An 18,075-nucleotide genomic window follows, 5' to 3' on the forward strand; every position below is an offset into this window, starting at 1 on the left:
CGACGGCGGCCGTCGCCTTGGGGGTACGGCCGCCGTCGTCTTTTCCGTACCCGCCCCCGCACCCAACTAGGTCGCATTTGTGCGCGTTTTGACCGCTTGTCATGTCTCATGACCTTGTAGACACTTCATGTCTCATGACTTCGTGGACGGTTGTTGTCTCACGACTGTGTGGACACTTCGTCTTGGGACTTTGTTTGTCGGCCTCTGCGGGGCGGGTACTTTGTTCGTTTCTTGCGGGTGCCTTGTGGGTCTGCGACGACTCCTGAGGGTTTTCCGTTGCCGACGTAGGTGGTTCCGTGCGGAGGTCTGGGGTGAGTGATGATCTCGGTGCCTTGTGCTCCGAAGAACATGATGGTGGTGTCGTCGTAGATGATGTGCACGGTGGTGCCGGTGTGTTCTTTGCCCATTTTGAAGTGGGTTCCTAGGATCGTCACGGACCCGTTCCGGTTCACTGTTCGGTGCGCGCTTTGCCTGTCCGTTGCGGGCGTGACTTGCTCAGGAACGGTTGGCGGGGGCGTTTTCGGGGTGGCGTTCCAGGCCTCATAGGGCGTCGTTCCCGCGGGTAGGCCTTGATGTTCGCGTTCGTTGTTGTAGTAGAGATCGAAAGCGTCGACCTGCAGTTGCAGGGCAGCCATTGAAGGGGCCGGGAGTTGCCTGTGCAGGTATCGGTGCAGGGTTTGGTGGAAGCGTTCGTTCTTGCCTTGGGTGGTGGGTTTGTAGGGTTTGCCCGTTATCGGTTCGATGCCTTTGGCTTTGAGGAACTCCACGAGGGCCCCGGTGCGGCCGCGGCGGGTGGGATTCAGTGCCGAGCCGTTGTCGGAAAGGAACTTCTGCGGTGCTCCGTGGCGTTCGATGGCCTGGGTAACGACGGCGATTGCGGCGGCGCTGGTTTCGCCGGGTGCGACCAGGGACGCCAGCGCCAAACGCGAATGATCATCGATGAGTTGGAAGATGGCTACCTTCTTGCCGCTGGCGAGCTGCCATTCGGTCGAGTCGATTTGCCAGCACGCGTTGGGTTGCGGATAGACGAACCTTTTGTAGGCGCTTCGAGGCTTCTTCCGCGGTTCGGGCATCACGACACCGGCCCGGGAAAAGATCCTGGCCACGGTGGCACGCGAGGGCGGTGTGAAGCCTTGTCGTGAGAGCTTCGCGATGACAGAAAGCGGACCGTGGTCCTGCCCGCTCTCCTGCAGTTCCGCCCGGGTACCGAGCAGCAACTCGATCATCGCCTGTGGGGTCAGGGCCGGCATGGTTCTTGGAATCGTGGGCTTTTTCTCCAATGCCTTCACCGGCCCCACCTCGGCAGCCGCCGCCCGGACCCGGTAGAACCAGGCCCGGGAGACATTGTGCTTCCTGCAGAACGCAGTAACCGCGCCTCTGGGCGAATCCTCGGACCACGTTGCCACAGCATGCCGGATCTTGATGTCCGGTTGGGGTTTGCTCATGCATAGCAGCAAACCCGCAAGCTAAGTGTCCACGATGTCCTGAGACAGAGTGTCTACGAAGTCATGAGACAGAACTGTCTATTAAGTCATGAGACTCCACACGCGTTTTGACCGCTCTAAACGCGCACAAATGCGACCTAGTTGGGCAGGGTCGCGAGGGGGGACAGCGCCAGCTCCAGGACAAAGGCGACGGCGGCGGTCACCAAGGGCGTGAGCACCCAGAACAGGAGAATCCTCCGGACCAGCCGGCGGTTGGTCACATGGAACCTTTGATTGGTGCCCGCGCCCAGCGCCGACGCCGTCAACGTGTGGGTGGTGGAGAGCGGGAACTGCAGGCCGATCGCGCCCACGAACAGCATCACCGACGTCAGTGTCTGGGCAACGAAGCCGCGTAACGGATCGATCCGGATCATTCTGTACCCGAGGTTGTGCGAAATACGCCAGCCCCCAAAAAGCGTGCCCCCGGTCAACATGACGGCGGTGAGCAGGAGGATCCAGAAAGGTACGCTTCCCCCGGATTCCAGTCCGGCCGCCACCAGCGCCAGGAGGAGCACCGCCGTCGTGCGTTGGCCGTCCTGCAGGCCGTGACCGAACGCAACCGCCGCCGAGGACACTGCCTGGGCCCGGCGGAAGCGCCGGTTGATGACGTCCGGCTGGGCATACCGCGCAGCCCACGTGACGGGCCAGACCAGCAGGTACGCGGCGACGAAAGCCACCACCGGGGAGACCACCAAAGGCAGGACCACCTGGGTCAGCAGGACCGAATCCACGCCGTCCACAAAGTTTCCGCCCACCAGGACGCTTGCACCGCCTGCCCCGATCAGTCCGCCCATGAGGGAGTTGGTGGAGGAAAGCGGTATGCCCCGCCACCACGAGTACACGCCCCACAGGATCGCAGCAGACAGCGCGGAGGCAAGCATGGTCAGCCCGCCCGTTCCGGACGGCAGCGTGATCCAGGATTGCGTGAAGGCGAGCACGAAGCCGCCGCTCAGCATCGCACCAACAAAGTTGAAGATGACCGCCAGCAGTACGGCAACAGAGGGCGTCAGGGCGCGGGTCCGCGTGGACAGTGCGACGGCGTTGGAGACATCGCGGAAACCGTTGAGGAACGCGAATCCCGCGGCCAACCCCACCACCAGGACCAGGACGGCAGTGGTCACGTCAGGATTCCTTGACGATGATGCTGCCTACCTGGGTGGCGATCCGGCGCATGTCCTTGGTGACTTCCACCAACTGGTTGGCGATGTCCCTGTTCCGGGCGTACTGTGCGGACTTCATGTCCTGCAGCATCTCCGCCACCCATATGCGGTGCGTCCGCTCCGCGCGTTTGGCGAGCCGCAGTATCTCGATCCAGTAGTCCTCGAGCTCGTCGAGGTCCTCGAGCTTGCGCATGGCATCGACGGTGAGCTCGGCTTGGCGGCTGATGATCTCCAGCTGGTCCGCCGCGCGCTTTGGCAAGCGGTCCAGTTTGTAGAGGGCCACCAGTTCGCCTGCCGCATCCAGCTTTTCCATGGCCTCGTTCAGGAACCGGGACAGGGTGTACATGTCTTCGCGGGGGAGCGGATTGACGAAGCTCGTGCGCATGTGTGTCAGGAGGGCAAAGTGCAGGTCCAGGGACTTCGACTCGTGCTCGTGCAGTTCCTCGCTGAGCCGTTCATGTTCGCTCGCCGGAGCGCCGAGGATTTCGGACAGCGTCCCGGTGGCAGCCACGATCACGCCGGCCATCTGCGAGAGCAGGGCAAGTCCGGCGGGCTCTTGGGGAAAAAGACGCAGCTTCATGACGCTTCCGGTTCGGGGCGGATGGGGAGTGGGCTGCTCGACGTGATGCTGCCCTTTCCGTCATAACTTTACCGGCAGCTGCAGGCCCGTTGACGGCAGGGCGGTGCGGGCGTGGGAAGTTCTCCCCATGGAAAGCCCGCTTACTTTTATGAAAGGCTGAGGGCGCCATTCAATAAATCAACTCAATGGGGGAATTGTGCGTATCAACAATGTAGTGAAGTTCACCGGTGTTGCGCTCGCCGGCCTGCTCGCGCTGACTGCCTGTGGTTCCAACGAAAGCACGACGGCGGCCGGTTCCGAGTCGTCGCCGTCCTCCTCTGCGTCGGCTTCTTCGTCAGCCTCGCCGTCTGCCTCTGCTTCGGAATCCGGGGACGCAGGCACCTCCTCCGGCGCTTACAAAGCCGCCTCCTGGGCCCTGCCCATCACTGATGCCGGCCAGAAGCTGGGCAGCATCAAGGGCGAGAGCTTCAACGTGGACATCTTCCAGGTGGCTACCGACGTTGCCAGCAAGGACAGCATGTTCGTGGACAAGGAAACCAAGGAGAACCTGCTCAAGAAGGGCGATCCCGTGGTGTACCTGAACTACGTGGTGACCAACACTTCGTCCGCTGAGATTCCGCTGAGCCACTCCTTGGTCTCGCCGAGCGCAAAGTACACGGACTGGAAGTACCTTGGCGGCATGCCCTCCGACTCCAGCAGCGACCAGTTCGAAAAGCACGGGCTCACCAGCCGCGGAACCAAGCTCAAGGAAGAGGCTCCCTTCAAGCTGGGCCCGGGTGAGTCCTTCAACATCGCCGAAAACTTCGCCTACACCGCAGGCAAGGAAGCGGAAGTGAAGGCAACGCTGACGCCGCAGGGTGCCGACGGCAAGCTCGACCACGACAAGAAGGAACAGGCCGAAACGACCATCACCCTGAAGTAGGGCATAAAAATGGTGCCGAACCGGATACGCCTCTCGGCGGTAGGCCGCTCGAAGCGGCTATAAGTTGAAGCCCGGGGGTTTCGCGGTTCGACACCAGTTTCAGTGTTCTACGTCGTGGAAGCTAAGTCAACATTGACAGTTAAGGCCGGAAGTGGGTAACTTCCGGCCTTTCTGTTGCCTGCGTTTGGGTGGGTCCGGAGGGTTAGTCCAACTCGCCCAGGCGCCACGCGTTCGCGGCATGCTCAAGGTCTTCGGCAGTTTTCACCAGCTGGTGCGAGTTCCGCGTGAGCTTGCTGGCGTGGCCCTCGTTGGCGTGTTCGGCGCCGTCGGCGAGTGTCGCCTGGCCGAGTGCCACAACCCGGCAGAAGGCCGCCGAACGTTCCAGCGCGACGTCGAAATCGCCGTCGAAAGCTCCTGAGAGGATGGCGTCCGCCATGGTCTTCATCTCGTCGGCGCCCGGTGGCTCAGCGGCTCCTGCCACCACATTGGAGACCTGGGCGGTGTCGCGGCCTGCGCGGAAGTAGACAGAGATCCGCTCCGGGTTCTGGATGGTGGCTGCGCGGAGTGCGTAGAGCCGCCACAGTGCGCCGGGCAGCGAGCGGGCAGGGCTCTCGGCCCACATCTCGGCGATGGCGTCCAAGCCTTGTTCGTCAGCGAGCTTCACCAGGCGACGGGTGACCGTGGGATCATCGCTGTCCCTGCCGCGGCGGACCAGTGCTTGGGCCGCCAAGTGGGCAGCCTCGGAGACCCTGGCCGGGTCCGCGCCGCCCGCAAACGGCTCAAAGTCGATGGGGGCGAAGGGCTTCGGCTTGTGGTGCCGGTTTGCTCCGCCGTACGCACGTGATCCTGGCTGTTCGCTCATGTGTTCACCGTACTCCTGTGCCCTGACGGGGTCGAGTAACGGTTGTCCCGGCCGGAACGCGTTCAGACGGTGTGCCGTCACGACCCACTTTGCCGCCGTCGGCCGGCCGACACGCCGCATTGGCTGCGCTCCGCCGTCGTTATCTGCCCAAAGGGGGTCGTAGCCGCACGCGAGTTACTGCGTTCTACTGCCCCGCAATCAGTGAGGTACAGTATTCATGGCTGTTTCTACAGCTGGAGGGCCTTTAGCTCAGTTGGTAGAGCATCGGACTTTTAATCCGTGGGTCGTGGGTTCGAGCCCCACAGGGCCCACCCTCGCAGAAACCCCCGGAACCACACGGTTCCGGGGGTTTCTTTGTGGCCCATCAGGCGATGGCTTGGGTGCCATCGTGGAAGATCGGATACAGCGAAAGCGGCGTAACCGTTGCGACGGCGGCAGGTTCCGCAGCCGGCGCAGGTGCAGGAGGCAGCCCATCGCGGACAATGTCCAGCGATTCCACGTCCAGGAGCCGCCGGTTGCCGCCGTCGTCCTGGAGCCAGAACAACCCGGTTCCGGAAATCGTCTTGACCACGGTTCCGCGGTGGTAGAGCCGGCCGTTGTGCCAGGCCTCGATGTGTTCGCCCTCGGTCAGCGGATGCGGTTCCTCATCGCTGCCCGGCAGCGTGCCGAAGGCCTGGGCCAAACTGGCTTGAGTCTTCAATGCTTGGAACAGGTCTGTATGTGCGATGCCCATGGTCGCTCCCCTCAGCTGGCTTCTTTGGCTATGGAGCCAGCCTCCCGCATCCATGTTGCAGACTCATTGCGGGGTGATGTTCTGCGTGTGAAGATGCGGGGTCAGGGGAGAACCGGAGTCGTAGCCGGCGGGTCAAAATCGATGGCAAAGGGAGCGCGAAGCGCGAAGGGGCCATCCGATAGTTCGTTGGCGGCCGCCGCAAGGACGTCCCGCTGGAAGGTCGGCACGGACAACAAGCCCTTCACGTAGGCTTCGACTTCCACTACCCCCAGCATCCCGCCGATGCTTACGTAGTGGAGCCATAACGACTCAGTACTGATGTGTCCTGCTGTCAGTACTTCCTGGAGCCCCCGACTCTGCTCTGGTTCGTTGCGGTCGAAGCCCATGTCCTGTGGCCTTTGGGTAGCCGGCTACCCGAGAATCGCTAGCTCCCGGGCATTTCTTCCAGACTATCCCTTATGCCCCTCAAGGCCTATAGCTTCCGGCTGCGGATACGCCAACGACGGCGGACGCGTGACCGTGGGGCGCGCGTCCGCCGTCGTGGGTGGCGGAGTTAGCCGTTGATGGGTGTTGGTGGTTGTTCGCCGCCCAGAACGGCGAGGGTGTTGGTGGCGGCGAGGACTGCCATGGCGGTGCGGGTTTCGACGGTTGCGGAGCCGAGGTGCGGGACGAGGGCTACGTTTTCCAACTCGAGGAGCCAGGGGTGGACCTTGGGTTCTTGTTCGAAGACGTCCAGTCCGGCGCCGGCGATCTGGTTTTCGCGCAGCGCCAGGGCGAGGGCGGCTTCGTCAATGATGGGTCCGCGGGCGGTGTTGACCAGGTAGGCGGTGTCCTTCATGGCAGCGAGTTGTTCGGCGCCGATCAGGTGGTGGGTGTTCGGCCCGTAGGGGCAGTGGAGGGAAACGACGTCGGAGACCGCCAGGAGCTCGTCGAGTTCCACGCGGCGGGCGCCGAGTTCATCGGCGATCGCGGGGTCGATTTCGCTGCGGGATTGGTAGACGATCTCCATGCCGAAGGCCTTGGCGCGGCGTGCGGTGGCGATACCGATGCCGCCCATGCCGACGATGCCGAGGGTTTTGCCTTGCAGGCTGGATCCGAGGAGGAAGAACATGCCCCATTTCCAGGGCTGTCCGGCGCGGATGAGCCGTTCGCCCTCGCCGAGCCTGCGGGTGGCCATGAGGATGAGCCCGAACGCGATGTCGGCGGTGGCTTCGGTGAGCACGCCGGGGGTGTTCGTGGCGATGATGCCGCGTTCTGTGCAGGCCGGGACGTCGATGTTGTCGTAGCCCACGGCGACGTTGGAGACGACCTTCAGTTGGGGCCCGGCGGCGTCGAGCAGTTCAGCATCGACGCGTTCGGTGAGGAGGCTGACGATCGCGTCGGCTCCGGCCACGCGGCGGAGGAGTTCCTCGCGGCTGATGGACCCTTCGCTTTCCCAGGCGATGACGTCGTGGTTGGCGCGGAGGTTTTCGAGGGCGGTTTCGGGGATGCGTCCCGTGACGACGACGCGGCTCATGCGTTCTCGATCCATTCACGCAGCCGGCCCAGGCCTTCTTCGATGGCGGGGGTTTCGATGCCGGAGTAGGCCAGGCGGATGTATTGGCGGTCTTCGCCGGGCAGGCGCCGGCCGAAGTGTTCACGGGTGCAGAAGGACACGCCGGTTTTGTAGAGGGCGTCGGAGGCGAAGTCGCCGACGGCGGTGTACCCGAGTTTCTGCATGGCCTCGGTGGCGTCCGGGAACAGGTAGAACGTGGATTGCGGAACAGCCACGCTCATGCCGGGGATGCTGTTGACGATCCCGCAGGCAGCATCGCGGCGGTCCTTGAGGATGTCCAGCATGTCCTGGACGGGTTCCTGGGGTCCGCGGAGCGCTTCGATGCCGGCCCACTGCACGTAGTGGGTGGTGCAGGATTCATCGTTGGTGTTCAGGGTGGACAGAACCTGCGCGATGTCGCGCGGGGCCACGGCACAGCCCAGGCGTGAACCGGTCATGGCGAACTTTTTGGAGAACGTGTAGAGGATCACGGTCCGTTCGGCCATGCCCGGGATGGAGGTGATCGAGGAGGAGACGCCTTCGTACCGGGTTTCGAAGTAGGCCTCGTCGGAGAGGACCCACAGGTCGTGCTCGATCGCGATCTGTGCGATTGCTTCGCGTTCGGCCGCAGTGGACTCGGCCGAGATGGGGTTCTGCAGATCGTTGTAGATGATCGCGGTGGTGTTCGGGGTGATCGAGGCCCGGACCTGGTCCAGGTCGATCGCGAAACCCTTGGACGTGGGCACGTAGCGGTAAGGCACGGCGGTGCCGCCAAGGTATTCGATCTGGGATTCGTAGATCGGGAAACCGGGGTTGGGGTAGAGGACTTCCTCGCCCGGGTTCATCACGGCCTGGAGGAACTTGGTGATCACGGGCTTGCCGCCGGTCATGACCACCACGTTCTCGGGAGAAAATTCGATGCCGCGGCGGGATCCGATGTCTTCGGCCAACGCTTCGCGCAGCTGGGGGATGCCGGGGCCGGGGCAGTAGCCGGTGTATCCATCGGCAATGGCCTTGTTCATCGCCTCAATAATGTGCGGGGCGGTGGGGATGTTGATGTCGCCAAGGTGGAAGGGGTAAACGAGGTTGCCCTTCGCCTTCCAAGCGGCGGCTGCCTGCGCAACGCTGAAAGCAGTTTCAGTGCCCAGGCGCTCAAGCCGGCGTGCGAGTTTCTGCATGTGCTGGTAACTCCTCATCGAGCTGATCAAAGCGGTAGCTTGAAGTACGCAACTAATATATTAGAGATGTATTAGCCTGTCTACGGTTTTCGGGAACCAACGCCGTTGTCCGGGACCTGGGTCCCCGACGCCGCTGAGCATCCGACCCCCGCCTGAGACATTCCGGAAATACAGCTGAAACCTCCGCTCCCTAGGCTGGCAATCAACCCGTCCGGATGATGCCGAAGCCAGAGGAAACCCATGCATCTTTTACCGCGTGAGCAGGAAAAGTTCATGATCGTGGTCGCCGCCGATCTCGCCCGGCGCAGGCAGGCCCGGGGGCTGAAGCTGAATTATCCGGAGGCAATCGCCATCATCAGCTACGAACTCGTCGAGGGCGCACGCGATGGCAGGACCGTGGCAGAACTCATGAGCTACGGAACCACCCTGCTCGGCCGCGAAGACGTGATGGAAGGCGTGCCGGAGATGATCCACGACGTCCAGGTGGAGGCCACGTTCCCCGACGGAACCAAGCTCGTCACCGTCCACAACCCCATCCGTTAGGAGGCTGCCATGATTCCCGGAGAGTACCGGCTTCAGGAGGGTGTGGTCGTGTGCAACAGCGGACGCGAGTCGATCGCCGTCGACGTCGTGAACCGCGGCGACCGCCCGGTCCAGGTTGGCTCGCACTATCACTTCGCCGAAGCCAACAGCGCCCTTGAGTTCGATCGCGAGGCCGCCTACGGCCGTCGCCTCGACATCCCGGCGGGCACCGCTGCGCGGTTCGAGCCGGGGGACCGGAAGACGGTCCGGTTGATCCTCCTTGCAGGCAAGCGGCAGGTCTTCGGACTCAGCAACGCCGTGAATGGAAGGCTCGACGGCGGCACTCCGGCACCGGCCGACGTCGCCGGGGAGGCTGCCCAGTGAGCTTCGAGATTCCTCGCCGGCAATACGCAGAGTTGTACGGCCCCACCACCGGCGACGCGATCCGCTTGGCTGACACGGAGCTGTTCCTGGAAATCGAGAAAGACTTCACGGCCTACGGCGAAGAAGTGGTCTTCGGCGGCGGCAAGGTGATCCGCGACGGCATGGGCCAGAACGGGCAGCTGACCCGCTCGGAAGACATCCCGGACACCGTCATCACCAACGTGGTCGTTGTGGACTACAGCGGCATCTACAAAGCTGATGTGGCCCTTAAAGACGGCCACATCTTCAGAATCGGCAAGGCCGGTAATCCGCAGATTACCGGCGGCGTGGACATTGTTATTGGATCAAGCACGGAGATCATCGCCGGGGAACGGAAGGTCCTCACTGCAGGAGGCATCGATACCCACATCCACTTCATCTCTCCGGAACAGGTGCCCGCAGCACTCTGCAACGGCATCACTACTATGGTGGGCGGTGGAACCGGCCCGGCCGAGGGCACCAAGGCGACCACCGTTACGCCCGGGGCATGGCACATCTCACGCATGCTCCAAGCGGCTGAAGGCCTCCCCGTCAACATCGGCTTGTTCGGCAAGGGCCACGCATCCGCCGTCGAGCCCCTCGCGGAGCAGATCCGCGCCGGTGCCGTCGGACTGAAAGTCCATGAAGACTGGGGCTCAACCACCTCCTCGATTGACATGTCCCTGCGCGTCGCCGACGAATTCGACGTCCAGGTTGCCATTCACACCGACACGCTCAATGAGTGCGGCTTTGTGGAGGACACCATCCGGGCGATCAATGGCCGGGTCATCCACACCTTCCATACCGAAGGCGCCGGCGGCGGGCATGCGCCGGACATCATCAAGATCGCCGGGATGCCGAACGTGCTTCCAGCCTCCACCAACCCGACTCTTCCGTACACGCGGAACACGGTGGAAGAGCACCTGGACATGCTGATGGTGTGCCATCACCTCAACCCTGACATTCCGGAAGATGTGGCGTTCGCGGACTCCCGCATCCGTGCTGAAACCATCGCCGCAGAGGATGTCCTGCACGATCTTGGCATCTTCTCCATCACCTCGTCCGATTCCCAGGCCATGGGACGCGTCGGCGAAGTGGTGACCCGTACGTGGCAAGTAGCCGATGCCATGAAGAGGCAGCGTGGTGTGCTGCGGGACCCGTCCGGCGCCGCCCACGGATCCCCGGACAACGATAACTTCCGGATCAAAAGGTACGTTGCCAAATACACCATCAACCCTGCCATCGCACAGGGCATGGCGGACGTGGTCGGCTCGGTGGAAGCCGGTAAGTTTGCCGACCTGGTGCTGTGGGATCCGGCCTTCTTCGGGGTAAAGCCCGAACTGGTGATCAAGGGAGGCCAGATTGCCTATGCGCTCATGGGCGACTCCAATGCTTCCATCCCCACGCCCCAGCCGCGCACCATGCGGCCCATGTTCGCGGCCTATGGAAAAGCACTTCGGCAGACGTCCATCACGTTCCTGTCCAAAGCCGCGATCCAAGCCGGTGTTCCGGAAGAACTGGGACTCGAGCGGATCATCAAACCCGTATCCGGTATCCGCACGCTGAGCAAAGCGGACCTGAAATTCAACGGCGAAACTCCGGACATCGCCGTCGACCCCGAAACCTATACCGTCACCGTTGACGGCCAGGAAATCACCTCCGAACCCTCCGACGTGCTGCCCATGGCCCAGCGGTACTTCCTCTTCTAGGACTCACATGATCATTGAAGAAATCCTTGGCAACCTCCACGAGCTGCCCCGGGACGCTTACGCGGGCCGCCACCAAGAGCGGGTGGTCCTCCCCGGCCCGTTGCTGGTAAAACGCATCCAACGCGTCACCACCGACCACGGCAAGGAGCTGGCAATCCGGCTCCCCTCCGGCTCCGGCCACCTTCGCGACGGCGACATCCTCGCTGCAGACGAGGCCAACCTGATTGTCGTCTCCGTGCTTCCCACCGACGTCCTGGTGATCGCCCCCGGTACCATCCATGAAATGGGCGTCGTGGCGCATTCCCTCGGCAACAGGCACCTGCAGGCGCAGTTCTTCGATACCGCCTCTGAATATCAAGCCGACGTCATGGTGTGCCAGTATGACCACACGGTGGAGGACTACCTCAAGCATGTGGGCGTGCCCTATCAGAGGCAGGAACGGGTGATGCCGGTGCCATTCCGCCATGCCGAACACACGCACTGACTACCAGCTGGCCCTCCAGCAACTCACCGATTCCGCCTTGCCCACAGGTGCGTTCGCACACTCCTTGGGTTTTGAGGGGTACATCGAACGCGGGGTAGTGCGCGATCACCGTACCTTCAGCATCTGGCTCCATGCCTACCTGGCCCAGCAGCTCACCTACTCCGACGGGCTCGCCATCCGGTTCCTGTACGAGGGCGCCGGCCTTGAGGACTTGGACGGCAGGCTCTCCGCCTGCCTCCTGGCCCGGGAAGTCCGGGAGGCCTCGCTGAAGATGGGTGGCCGGCTATTGGATATCGGGGCGGAGGTGTTTCCGTCCGCCGAACTTTCCGGGTACCGCAACCAGGTGCGGGAGGGCGCAGCGGCGGGGCATCAACCCCTGGCATTCGCCGTCGTCGCGCGTTCACTGGGGGTTCCCCTTCCGGAAGCGCTCGCCGCCTACTTCTTCGCCGCCATCACCTCCCTGACGCAAAACGCCGTCCGCGCGGTTCCGCTCGGCCAGAACGCCGGGCAGCGCGTCCTCCGAAACGCGCACGACGCCGTTGCTGCCGCCGTCCAGGATGTAGCACGGCTGTGCTGGGACGACTTTGGGGCGGTTGCCCCGGGCCTGGAAATTTCACAAATGCGGCACGAGCGGCAGCGTGCCCGCATGTTCATGAGCTAAACCAAGGAGGACACATGACAGAGCCCATCATCATCGGCGTCGGCGGACCCGTCGGAGCAGGAAAGACCCAGCTCGTAGAGCGCATCACCCGCCACATGAGCGGTGACATCTCCATGGCCGCCATCACCAACGACATCTACACCATCGAAGACGCCAAGATCCTGGCCGCCAACGGGGTCCTGCCCGAAGACCGCATCATCGGCGTCGAAACCGGAGGATGCCCGCACACCGCCATCCGCGAAGACACCTCCATGAACACAGCTGCCATCGAGGAACTCAAAGCCCGGCATCCTGACCTGCAGGTGATCTTCGTGGAATCCGGGGGCGACAACCTCTCCGCCACGTTCAGCCCGGAACTCGTGGACTTCTCCATCTACATCATCGACGTGGCCCAAGGCGAGAAGATCCCCAGGAAAGCCGGCCAGGGCATGATCAAGTCCGACCTCTTTGTCATCAACAAGACGGATTTGGCGCCGCACGTCGGGGCGAACCTGGCTGTCATGGAGCGGGATTCGAAGGAGTTCCGCGGGAACAAGCCCTTCTGCTTCACCAACCTCAAAACCGACCACGGGCTTGAAGGAGTCCTTGGCTGGATCAAACGGGACGTCCTGATGCTCGACTTGGCGTCGTGAGTAGCGCTGTCGCGGCTCCGGCGGCTTCCCCGGATCGCCCCGTGCGGGGGCGGTTGGAGCTTGGCATCACTATGTGGGCCGGCAGGTCCGTTGCCTCGCATCAATTCCATGAGGGCGCATTGAGGGTGTTGCGACCGCACTATCTGGATGGGAGCGGCCAGGTTTGCTATGTCGTGGTCAATCCTGGCGGGGCCTATTTGGGCGCCGATCTGTTCGTCATCGACGTGGAGGTCGGGGACGGGGCGGAGTTGTTGTTGACCACGCAATCGGCCACCAAGATTTACCGGACGCCGCGGTCATGGGCCGAGCAGCGCATGACCATACGCCTGGGGGAGGGGGCCAGGTTGGAGCTGGTTCCCGACCAGCTCATCGCCTACAGGGAGGCCCGCTACAGGCAGGTTTCGCACGCCAGTCTCCACCCGTCGTCGAGCCTTGTCATGGCGGAAGTCATCACTCCCGGGTGGTCGCCGGACGGAGCGTCGTTCGCGTTCCGGGAGCTGGGGCTTCGGAATCAGATCCACGTGGAGACGGAAGGCGGTTCCCGGCTCCTGGTCCTTGACAACCTCGTGATCCGGCCGCCATTGGACGATGTGACAGGCGTGGGCTTCATGGAGGGATTCAGCCATGTGGGCTCCCTCGTGGTGGTGGACCCGCGGGTGGACCAAGCGCTCACGGATGAGTTGGACCGAATTACCCGTGACTACGGTGCGCATTCGGGTGTTTCATTGACCCAGAGTGTGGGCGGGACATGCGGGCTTGTCCTGCGTTCGCTGTCGAACAGCACCGGGGAACTCAACGGTCTGCTCGACGCCTGTATCGGATTCCTCAGGGGACGCTGGTACGGGCAAGAACCCTTGAATCTAAGGAAGTACTGATGACGACGCTCACCGGGTTTGCCGCCCTGTACCGGGACCGTGAAACGCTGTCCCTCCGCACCCGGCTCTTTTTCACCTTCGGTGCGGTGGCCGCCTTGCATCTTGCCGCCGTCGTACTTCTGTTGGTGGGCACCACCGGCGGCGCCGAACCCCTGGCACTTGGCCTGGTGGCCACGGCTTACGTTGCCGGCGTCAAACACAGCTACGACTGGGACCACATTGCTGCGATCGACAACTCCACGCGAAAGTTCGTTGCGCAACGCAAAGACCCGGTGAGCGTCGGATTCGCCTTTAGCCTGGGGCACAGTTCGGTGGTGGTATTGGCCGGGATGCTGGTGGTCCTGGGCGTTACGGTGATCGGACAGTTCATGGAGGATGGCACCGCCGGGAACAAGATCCTTGGATTGATCGGAAGCGGCGTTGCTGGGCTGTTCCTGCTGATCATGGGGTTGTTCAACGGCTCGGCGTTCATCCGTGCAGCGCAGTTGTACAGGGAGGTCCGAGCAGGCGGCGAGGTCCAATCCGAGGATCTGGAGACGAAAGGTTTCGTTGCGAGGCTGCTCGCCAAGCCGCTAGCAAGGGTGGAAAGGCCGCGGAACATCTACGTCATTGGCTTCCTCTTCGGCTTGGGGTTCGACACCGCCACGACGATCGGGCTCCTGGTCATCACCACCACAGCCTCGCTGGCCGGAGTCTCACCCCTTGGACTCATGGCGCTGCCCCTCGCGTTCACTGCAGCCATGACCCTCTGCGACTCAGCCAACGGCGTGGTCATGATGAAGATGTACGCGTCGGCCATTCACGATCCCCAACGGAAGCTCGGGTTCAACGCCGTCATCACCGGCATTTCGGCGGTCTCGGCGTTGTTCATCTCCGTCATCACTTTGGGCGGGTTCCTGAACGAGGCGTTTGACTTGGAAGATCCCATAACCACCTGGCTCGTCGGGATGGACCTCGGTGACGCCGGACTGATCCTGGTTGGGCTCTTCGTGGTGGCGTGGGGATTTTCCGCATGGCGCGGCAAGAATAAACCAAATATTTCCGGCCACCTGTAACCCCCGCGGTTGAGCCGGAAACTATACGGGTATCCTGCAGGTTCCGGGCTCTACAATCAGGGGGAAATCGTGCTTTCCGAGCGCGAACTGGCGTTTATCGCCATTCACAAAGACAGCTATCCAGCGGTTTTTAGGTTTGTTGGCCGACGCGTCGAGTCGGCCGAAGCGGCAGAAGAAATAGCCGCCGATGTCTTCCGGGTGGTCTGGCAGAAATGGGCCGACGATTCACATCCGGAGTTGCCCTATTTGCTGAGCATCGCCCGCAACCTGGTGGGTAACGCTTACCGCAGCCGGGACCGCCAGCGGGCGCTCCAGGAGAAGCTGCGTACGACGGCGGTGGAGCGTGTCGGGAACGACTCCGGCAACGTTGCGGTACAGGATGCAATGTCCCGCCTCCGCGACAAGGAACGCGACATCCTCCAGTTGGCGTACTGGGACGGGCTCGGCCCCGCCGAAATCGCCCAAGTGCTCCAGTGCAGCGAATCCGCAGCCAAGGTCCGGCTCCACCGTGCACGCACAGCATTCCGGAAACAACTGCCTGCAGGTTCCGCATCCGCTACAGAAAAGTTGGGGGTCTGAACATCATGGATCCGATCAAGAACCAGATAGCCGCAATCGACCCGTTCGAACCCGGGACGGAACCAAGCGGTGAAGAAGCCCTCCACAGGATGCTTTCCGGCTCCACCGTCTACAGCGACACCAACCCGCTGCGGAACGTTTCTTCGCTCGAGGACAAACGACGCCGGAAAGCCCGGATTGCCGGCGGCCTGCTTTTGGGTGCAGCTGCCGTCACCGCCGGAGTCCTGGTGGCATCGAACTTTGGCACGGTAAGCCCGGCACCCGCGCCGGCAATATCGTCCGAGGCTGCAGCGCCGACACCGAGCACTTCAGCCACGCCATCACCCAGCGCTACCGCAACGCCTTCGGCCACCCCGACGGCGGTACCCACCCAATCGGCAACCCCCACCGCTCCCGCTGTGGCCACGACAGCACCGGTGACGCCCCCGGTCCAAGCACCCACGCTCAAGACTTTCACCTTCCCGGACGGCCACTTGTCCTTCGAATACCCGGCTGACTGGACTATCCGAACCGAACAGGGGCCATACGCTGCGCCGGAGGACCAAGCGAACTCAGTCATTGCCCGTGTCTCCGACGGTGCAGGATCCGAAGTTGCCCGGGTGTTCAACGGAAACTACGGCGATGGCACAGCGGGTCCAGTGGAGAGGACGATTCTGGACCGCGCCGTGGTTGCGGGAGTCAGGGACAACTCCGGTGAGAAGGTCGAATTTGGTTTCTCCTCGACTCAGTCCCGATACGTTCCCTACGACGGGCCGGCCTACGAGGGAATGCCAACCGCGCCAACGGCCCCGGTAAACGATCCGCCTGTTTACATCATGGATGTCAGGATCTCCTCGGAGTTGCAGGCGGGAGCTACGACCTCGGGAACCAATCAGGTGAGGGTGCCGAATGGGATCATGAGCGCCTACGTAGTGTTCGATTCCACCAAGCAGCCAACCTTCGCCACCCCCGCCGCCGCAAAGGCATGGATAGGAACCCAGCAGTACGCCCGGCTCAAGGCCATGCTGCTTAGTTTGAGCTACAAGTAAAAACCCTATGGGCAATTGCACGCCGTCACTAAAGAAGGTTGTGCAGTTGCCCATAACAAACGTCCCCTAAGTTTCATAGGCTGGAGGAGATCTGCTTCACATAGGCAGAGCCAGACCTACCCAAGGACGAGTTTCAACGATGAAGAGCATCGCCCTCCTGCGCGAACGAGCCACCCGCGTCATGCCTACCGGTTCCCACTGCCCGGCTTCTGGTTTGTGGAGCCCGGACTCCGATCCGGAAACGGTGCACGTCTTTACTGAGGGCCACGTCCTCCCGGCCCACAACGGCGTACCCACTGTGTGGCGTCGTCGCCCGGCAGCGTCATGACGGCGAGCCTTCTTAACCGGCCTGACGGCTACCGGCACGTTCCGGCGTCGGAGTGGACCGATCTCCAGTCCGGCGACCGCGTGTGGATCTATGACGTTGCGTGGGGTGTGGGTACCGGGCGCGTGGACGATGTTTCCCAGCACCAGGAACTCCTGTGGGTGATCCTCGAGCCGGGCGGCCGAAGGCTCATCTGCGGCACGGACGACGTCGAAGTCTGGGCTGCCTAGAACCAACACCGAGATGGCATTTGGTGCCAATGTTTGAGCGGAGCATTGGCACATAATGTCATCTCGGCGTCTTTAAGAGGCAGGCACCAGCACGCTCGGCGAGCCGGTTTCCACGCGGCTGACAGGGCCGTCGGGCAGGCCGGAGGCGGGGTCCAGCTTGTAGCTCACGACGTCGTTGGACCCCTCGTGCGCTACCAGCAGCCAGCCGTCGCGAACCAAGTGGTGACGTGGCCAGTCGCCACCGGTGGAAACGTCCGCCAGGGGTTCGAGGCTGGTTCCTTCGGCGCTCACCTTCAGGATGCACATCCGGTTGGAACCGCGAACCCCCACGTAGGCGAAGCGCCCGTCCGGTGAGAGCGCGATTTCAGCCGCGGCATCGCCGTCGAACGGCTTGTTCACGCTCACGGGAACCATGGCCGTGAGCTCGAAGACGCCTTGCGGTTCGGAGCGGATGGCCGCCACTTCAAGGGAGTATTCCGTGTCCACGAACACTGTCCCGCTGGAATGCCGGACCATGTGCCGGGGTCCGCTGCCCTTGGGGAGGACCACGTGGTGGTCGGCCTGCAGGCCACTGCCGGGCTGGTAAGTCCAGACGCGAACCAAGTCGTTCCCCAGGTCCGCCGTCAGGATCCGGCCGTCGGGGAGCATCAGGCTGGAATGCGCGCGGCTTGGCCGCGGCTGGTCGGTGGGTCCGTTGTGGTGAGGGACGACGGCGGCTTCCGCGCTGAAGCGCGAGGTGATGGCGCCGTCGTCGTCCAGTTCAAAGAGAATGACCTGCCCATCGCCCCAACAGGTGGCGATGATGAAGCGGCCCTGCGGGTCTGCTGCCACGTGGCACGTGGCCTCACCCGTGGGCCAGGGCTTGCCGAAGGGTTCCAGTTCGGCCACTCTGGTGCGGCGGTAGGCCTGCACCGTGCCGGCCTCCTCGGCTACCGCATAAAGGATGGGCAGTGTGGGGTGCGGTGCCAGGAATGAGGGCGAATCGGCGGAGACGGCCAGGCCCAGGGAGGTGAGGTTTCCCTGTCCGTCGATGGAGATGGCGCCGATGCCTTCGCCCTTGGCGTTGCGGTCTGCTGTGTAGGATCCGGTCCAGATCATTGATTCCACGCTCAGTTCCTCC

Annotated in this window: 22 protein-coding genes and 1 tRNA gene; 14 read left to right on the forward strand and 9 right to left on the reverse strand. The window is 63.0% G+C overall.

Annotated features, from left to right (window positions below):
- Nucleotides 1–158: 158 nt before the first annotated feature.
- The 3 genes from RI444_RS01115 to RI444_RS01125 form a co-directional block, all read right to left on the reverse strand.
- Complete coding sequence (locus RI444_RS01115) at nt 159–1,445, reverse strand: DDE-type integrase/transposase/recombinase (protein ID WP_062095146.1); 1,287 nt, start codon at nt 1,443–1,445, stop codon at nt 159–161.
- A 137-nt stretch (nt 1,446–1,582) separates the two neighbouring features.
- Nucleotides 1,583–2,605: an inorganic phosphate transporter gene (locus RI444_RS01120; protein WP_201433987.1), complete on the reverse strand. Its 1,023-nt coding sequence runs from the start codon at nt 2,603–2,605 to the stop codon at nt 1,583–1,585.
- 1 nt (nt 2,606) lies between these two features.
- Nucleotides 2,607–3,224, reverse strand: coding sequence for a DUF47 domain-containing protein (locus tag RI444_RS01125; protein WP_021471315.1), 618 nt, complete (start codon nt 3,222–3,224; stop codon nt 2,607–2,609).
- 196 nt (nt 3,225–3,420) lie between these two features.
- On the opposite strand from RI444_RS01125, the gene RI444_RS01130 reads away from it, so the two are divergent.
- Nucleotides 3,421–4,146 (forward strand): hypothetical protein, encoded by a 726-nt coding sequence (locus RI444_RS01130; RefSeq protein ID WP_021471314.1) that lies wholly within the window; start codon nt 3,421–3,423, stop codon nt 4,144–4,146.
- A gap of 202 nt (nt 4,147–4,348) precedes the next feature.
- On the opposite strand, the gene RI444_RS01135 is transcribed toward RI444_RS01130, so the two are convergent.
- On the reverse strand, nt 4,349–5,008 hold the full coding sequence (locus RI444_RS01135; RefSeq protein WP_021471313.1) for a hypothetical protein: 660 nt from the start codon (nt 5,006–5,008) through the stop codon (nt 4,349–4,351).
- Between the two features lie 238 nt (nt 5,009–5,246).
- Here RI444_RS01135 and RI444_RS01140 point away from each other — a divergent pair.
- A tRNA-Lys gene (locus RI444_RS01140) sits at nt 5,247–5,319 on the forward strand.
- 53 nt (nt 5,320–5,372) lie between these two features.
- On the opposite strand, the gene RI444_RS01145 is transcribed toward RI444_RS01140, so the two are convergent.
- From RI444_RS01145 to RI444_RS01160, 4 genes are all read right to left on the reverse strand, one after another.
- The gene (locus RI444_RS01145; protein WP_021471312.1) at nt 5,373–5,741 is read right to left on the reverse strand and encodes a hypothetical protein; all 369 of its coding nucleotides are present in this window, start codon (nt 5,739–5,741) and stop codon (nt 5,373–5,375) included.
- 101 nt (nt 5,742–5,842) lie between these two features.
- On the reverse strand, nt 5,843–6,127 hold the full coding sequence (locus RI444_RS01150; RefSeq protein WP_062098934.1) for a hypothetical protein: 285 nt from the start codon (nt 6,125–6,127) through the stop codon (nt 5,843–5,845).
- 167 nt (nt 6,128–6,294) lie between these two features.
- Nucleotides 6,295–7,257, reverse strand: coding sequence for a 2-hydroxyacid dehydrogenase (locus RI444_RS01155; RefSeq protein ID WP_021471310.1), 963 nt, complete (start codon nt 7,255–7,257; stop codon nt 6,295–6,297).
- On the reverse strand, nt 7,254–8,453 hold the full coding sequence (locus RI444_RS01160) for a pyridoxal phosphate-dependent aminotransferase (protein WP_207605248.1): 1,200 nt from the start codon (nt 8,451–8,453) through the stop codon (nt 7,254–7,256). The genes RI444_RS01155 and RI444_RS01160 overlap by 4 nt, the downstream gene beginning before the upstream one ends.
- A 240-nt stretch (nt 8,454–8,693) precedes the next feature.
- On the opposite strand from RI444_RS01160, the gene RI444_RS01165 reads away from it, so the two are divergent.
- The 12 genes from RI444_RS01165 to RI444_RS01220 all read left to right on the forward strand — a co-directional run bounded on the left by RI444_RS01165 (nt 8,694) and on the right by RI444_RS01220 (nt 16,955).
- Entirely contained in the window at nt 8,694–8,996 is a 303-nt protein-coding gene (locus RI444_RS01165; RefSeq protein WP_031216174.1) for an urease subunit gamma, read from the forward strand.
- Between the two features lie 9 nt (nt 8,997–9,005).
- Nucleotides 9,006–9,359 carry an urease subunit beta gene (locus RI444_RS01170; RefSeq protein ID WP_069696008.1) on the forward strand — a complete coding sequence of 118 codons (354 nt, stop codon included), beginning with the start codon at nt 9,006–9,008 and terminating at the stop codon, nt 9,357–9,359.
- Complete coding sequence (gene ureC, locus RI444_RS01175) at nt 9,356–11,086, forward strand: urease subunit alpha (RefSeq protein WP_207605247.1); 1,731 nt, start codon at nt 9,356–9,358, stop codon at nt 11,084–11,086. Before RI444_RS01170 ends, ureC begins: the two co-directional genes overlap by 4 nt.
- 7 nt (nt 11,087–11,093) lie before the next feature.
- A complete protein-coding gene (gene ureE, locus RI444_RS01180; protein ID WP_207605246.1) occupies nt 11,094–11,570 on the forward strand; it encodes an urease accessory protein UreE in 477 nt (158 codons plus the stop codon).
- The gene (locus RI444_RS01185; protein ID WP_021471304.1) at nt 11,551–12,231 is read left to right on the forward strand and encodes an urease accessory protein UreF; all 681 of its coding nucleotides are present in this window, start codon (nt 11,551–11,553) and stop codon (nt 12,229–12,231) included. The genes ureE and RI444_RS01185 overlap by 20 nt, the downstream gene beginning before the upstream one ends.
- A 14-nt stretch (nt 12,232–12,245) precedes the next feature.
- On the forward strand, nt 12,246–12,863 hold the full coding sequence (gene ureG, locus RI444_RS01190; protein ID WP_207605245.1) for an urease accessory protein UreG: 618 nt from the start codon (nt 12,246–12,248) through the stop codon (nt 12,861–12,863).
- Entirely contained in the window at nt 12,860–13,738 is an 879-nt protein-coding gene (locus RI444_RS01195) for an urease accessory protein UreD (RefSeq protein ID WP_242703173.1), read from the forward strand. Before ureG ends, RI444_RS01195 begins: the two co-directional genes overlap by 4 nt.
- Nucleotides 13,738–14,793, forward strand: a complete 1,056-nt coding sequence (locus RI444_RS01200; RefSeq protein ID WP_207605244.1) for a HoxN/HupN/NixA family nickel/cobalt transporter — start codon at nt 13,738–13,740, stop codon at nt 14,791–14,793. The genes RI444_RS01195 and RI444_RS01200 overlap by 1 nt, the downstream gene beginning before the upstream one ends.
- A gap of 69 nt (nt 14,794–14,862) precedes the next feature.
- Nucleotides 14,863–15,372, forward strand: a complete 510-nt coding sequence (locus tag RI444_RS01205; protein WP_021471300.1) for an RNA polymerase sigma factor — start codon at nt 14,863–14,865, stop codon at nt 15,370–15,372.
- Between the two features lie 5 nt (nt 15,373–15,377).
- The gene (locus RI444_RS01210) at nt 15,378–16,400 is read left to right on the forward strand and encodes a hypothetical protein (protein WP_021471299.1); all 1,023 of its coding nucleotides are present in this window, start codon (nt 15,378–15,380) and stop codon (nt 16,398–16,400) included.
- A gap of 139 nt (nt 16,401–16,539) precedes the next feature.
- Nucleotides 16,540–16,728: a hypothetical protein gene (locus tag RI444_RS01215; RefSeq protein ID WP_079941604.1), complete on the forward strand. Its 189-nt coding sequence runs from the start codon at nt 16,540–16,542 to the stop codon at nt 16,726–16,728.
- On the forward strand, nt 16,701–16,955 hold the full coding sequence (locus RI444_RS01220; protein ID WP_316963859.1) for a hypothetical protein: 255 nt from the start codon (nt 16,701–16,703) through the stop codon (nt 16,953–16,955). The genes RI444_RS01215 and RI444_RS01220 overlap by 28 nt, the downstream gene beginning before the upstream one ends.
- Nucleotides 16,956–17,027: 72 nt before the next feature.
- Here the strand turns inward: RI444_RS01220 and RI444_RS01225 are convergent, their stop codons facing one another.
- On the reverse strand, nt 17,028–18,053 hold the full coding sequence (locus tag RI444_RS01225) for a lactonase family protein (RefSeq protein ID WP_207605830.1): 1,026 nt from the start codon (nt 18,051–18,053) through the stop codon (nt 17,028–17,030).
- Nucleotides 18,054–18,075 lie beyond the last annotated feature (22 nt).

This window comes from Paenarthrobacter sp. AT5, assembly GCF_032764245.1.
Lineage (GTDB): Bacteria > Actinomycetota > Actinomycetes > Actinomycetales > Micrococcaceae > Arthrobacter > Arthrobacter ureafaciens.

Bases quoted from the DNA above. Each gene is read 5' to 3' on its own strand.
- RI444_RS01215 (WP_079941604.1), top strand. From the start codon at position 16,540: ATGAAGAGCATCGCCCTCCTGCGCGAACGAGCCACCCGCGTCATGCCT.
- RI444_RS01150 (WP_062098934.1), bottom strand. From the start codon at position 6,127: ATGGGCTTCGACCGCAACGAACCAGAGCAGAGTCGGGGGCTCCAGGAA.
- RI444_RS01160 (WP_207605248.1), bottom strand. From the start codon at position 8,453: ATGCAGAAACTCGCACGCCGGCTTGAGCGCCTGGGCACTGAAACTGCT.
- RI444_RS01135 (WP_021471313.1), bottom strand. From the start codon at position 5,008: ATGAGCGAACAGCCAGGATCACGTGCGTACGGCGGAGCAAACCGGCAC.
- RI444_RS01145 (WP_021471312.1), bottom strand. From the start codon at position 5,741: ATGGGCATCGCACATACAGACCTGTTCCAAGCATTGAAGACTCAAGCC.
- RI444_RS01185 (WP_021471304.1), top strand. From the start codon at position 11,551: ATGCCGAACACACGCACTGACTACCAGCTGGCCCTCCAGCAACTCACC.
- ureE (WP_207605246.1), top strand. From the start codon at position 11,094: ATGATCATTGAAGAAATCCTTGGCAACCTCCACGAGCTGCCCCGGGAC.
- RI444_RS01210 (WP_021471299.1), top strand. From the start codon at position 15,378: ATGGATCCGATCAAGAACCAGATAGCCGCAATCGACCCGTTCGAACCC.
- ureG (WP_207605245.1), top strand. From the start codon at position 12,246: ATGACAGAGCCCATCATCATCGGCGTCGGCGGACCCGTCGGAGCAGGA.
- RI444_RS01225 (WP_207605830.1), bottom strand. From the start codon at position 18,053: ATGATCTGGACCGGATCCTACACAGCAGACCGCAACGCCAAGGGCGAA.
- RI444_RS01115 (WP_062095146.1), bottom strand. From the start codon at position 1,445: ATGAGCAAACCCCAACCGGACATCAAGATCCGGCATGCTGTGGCAACG.
- RI444_RS01155 (WP_021471310.1), bottom strand. From the start codon at position 7,257: ATGAGCCGCGTCGTCGTCACGGGACGCATCCCCGAAACCGCCCTCGAA.
- RI444_RS01165 (WP_031216174.1), top strand. From the start codon at position 8,694: ATGCATCTTTTACCGCGTGAGCAGGAAAAGTTCATGATCGTGGTCGCC.
- RI444_RS01125 (WP_021471315.1), bottom strand. From the start codon at position 3,224: ATGAAGCTGCGTCTTTTTCCCCAAGAGCCCGCCGGACTTGCCCTGCTC.
- RI444_RS01200 (WP_207605244.1), top strand. From the start codon at position 13,738: ATGACGACGCTCACCGGGTTTGCCGCCCTGTACCGGGACCGTGAAACG.
- RI444_RS01170 (WP_069696008.1), top strand. From the start codon at position 9,006: ATGATTCCCGGAGAGTACCGGCTTCAGGAGGGTGTGGTCGTGTGCAAC.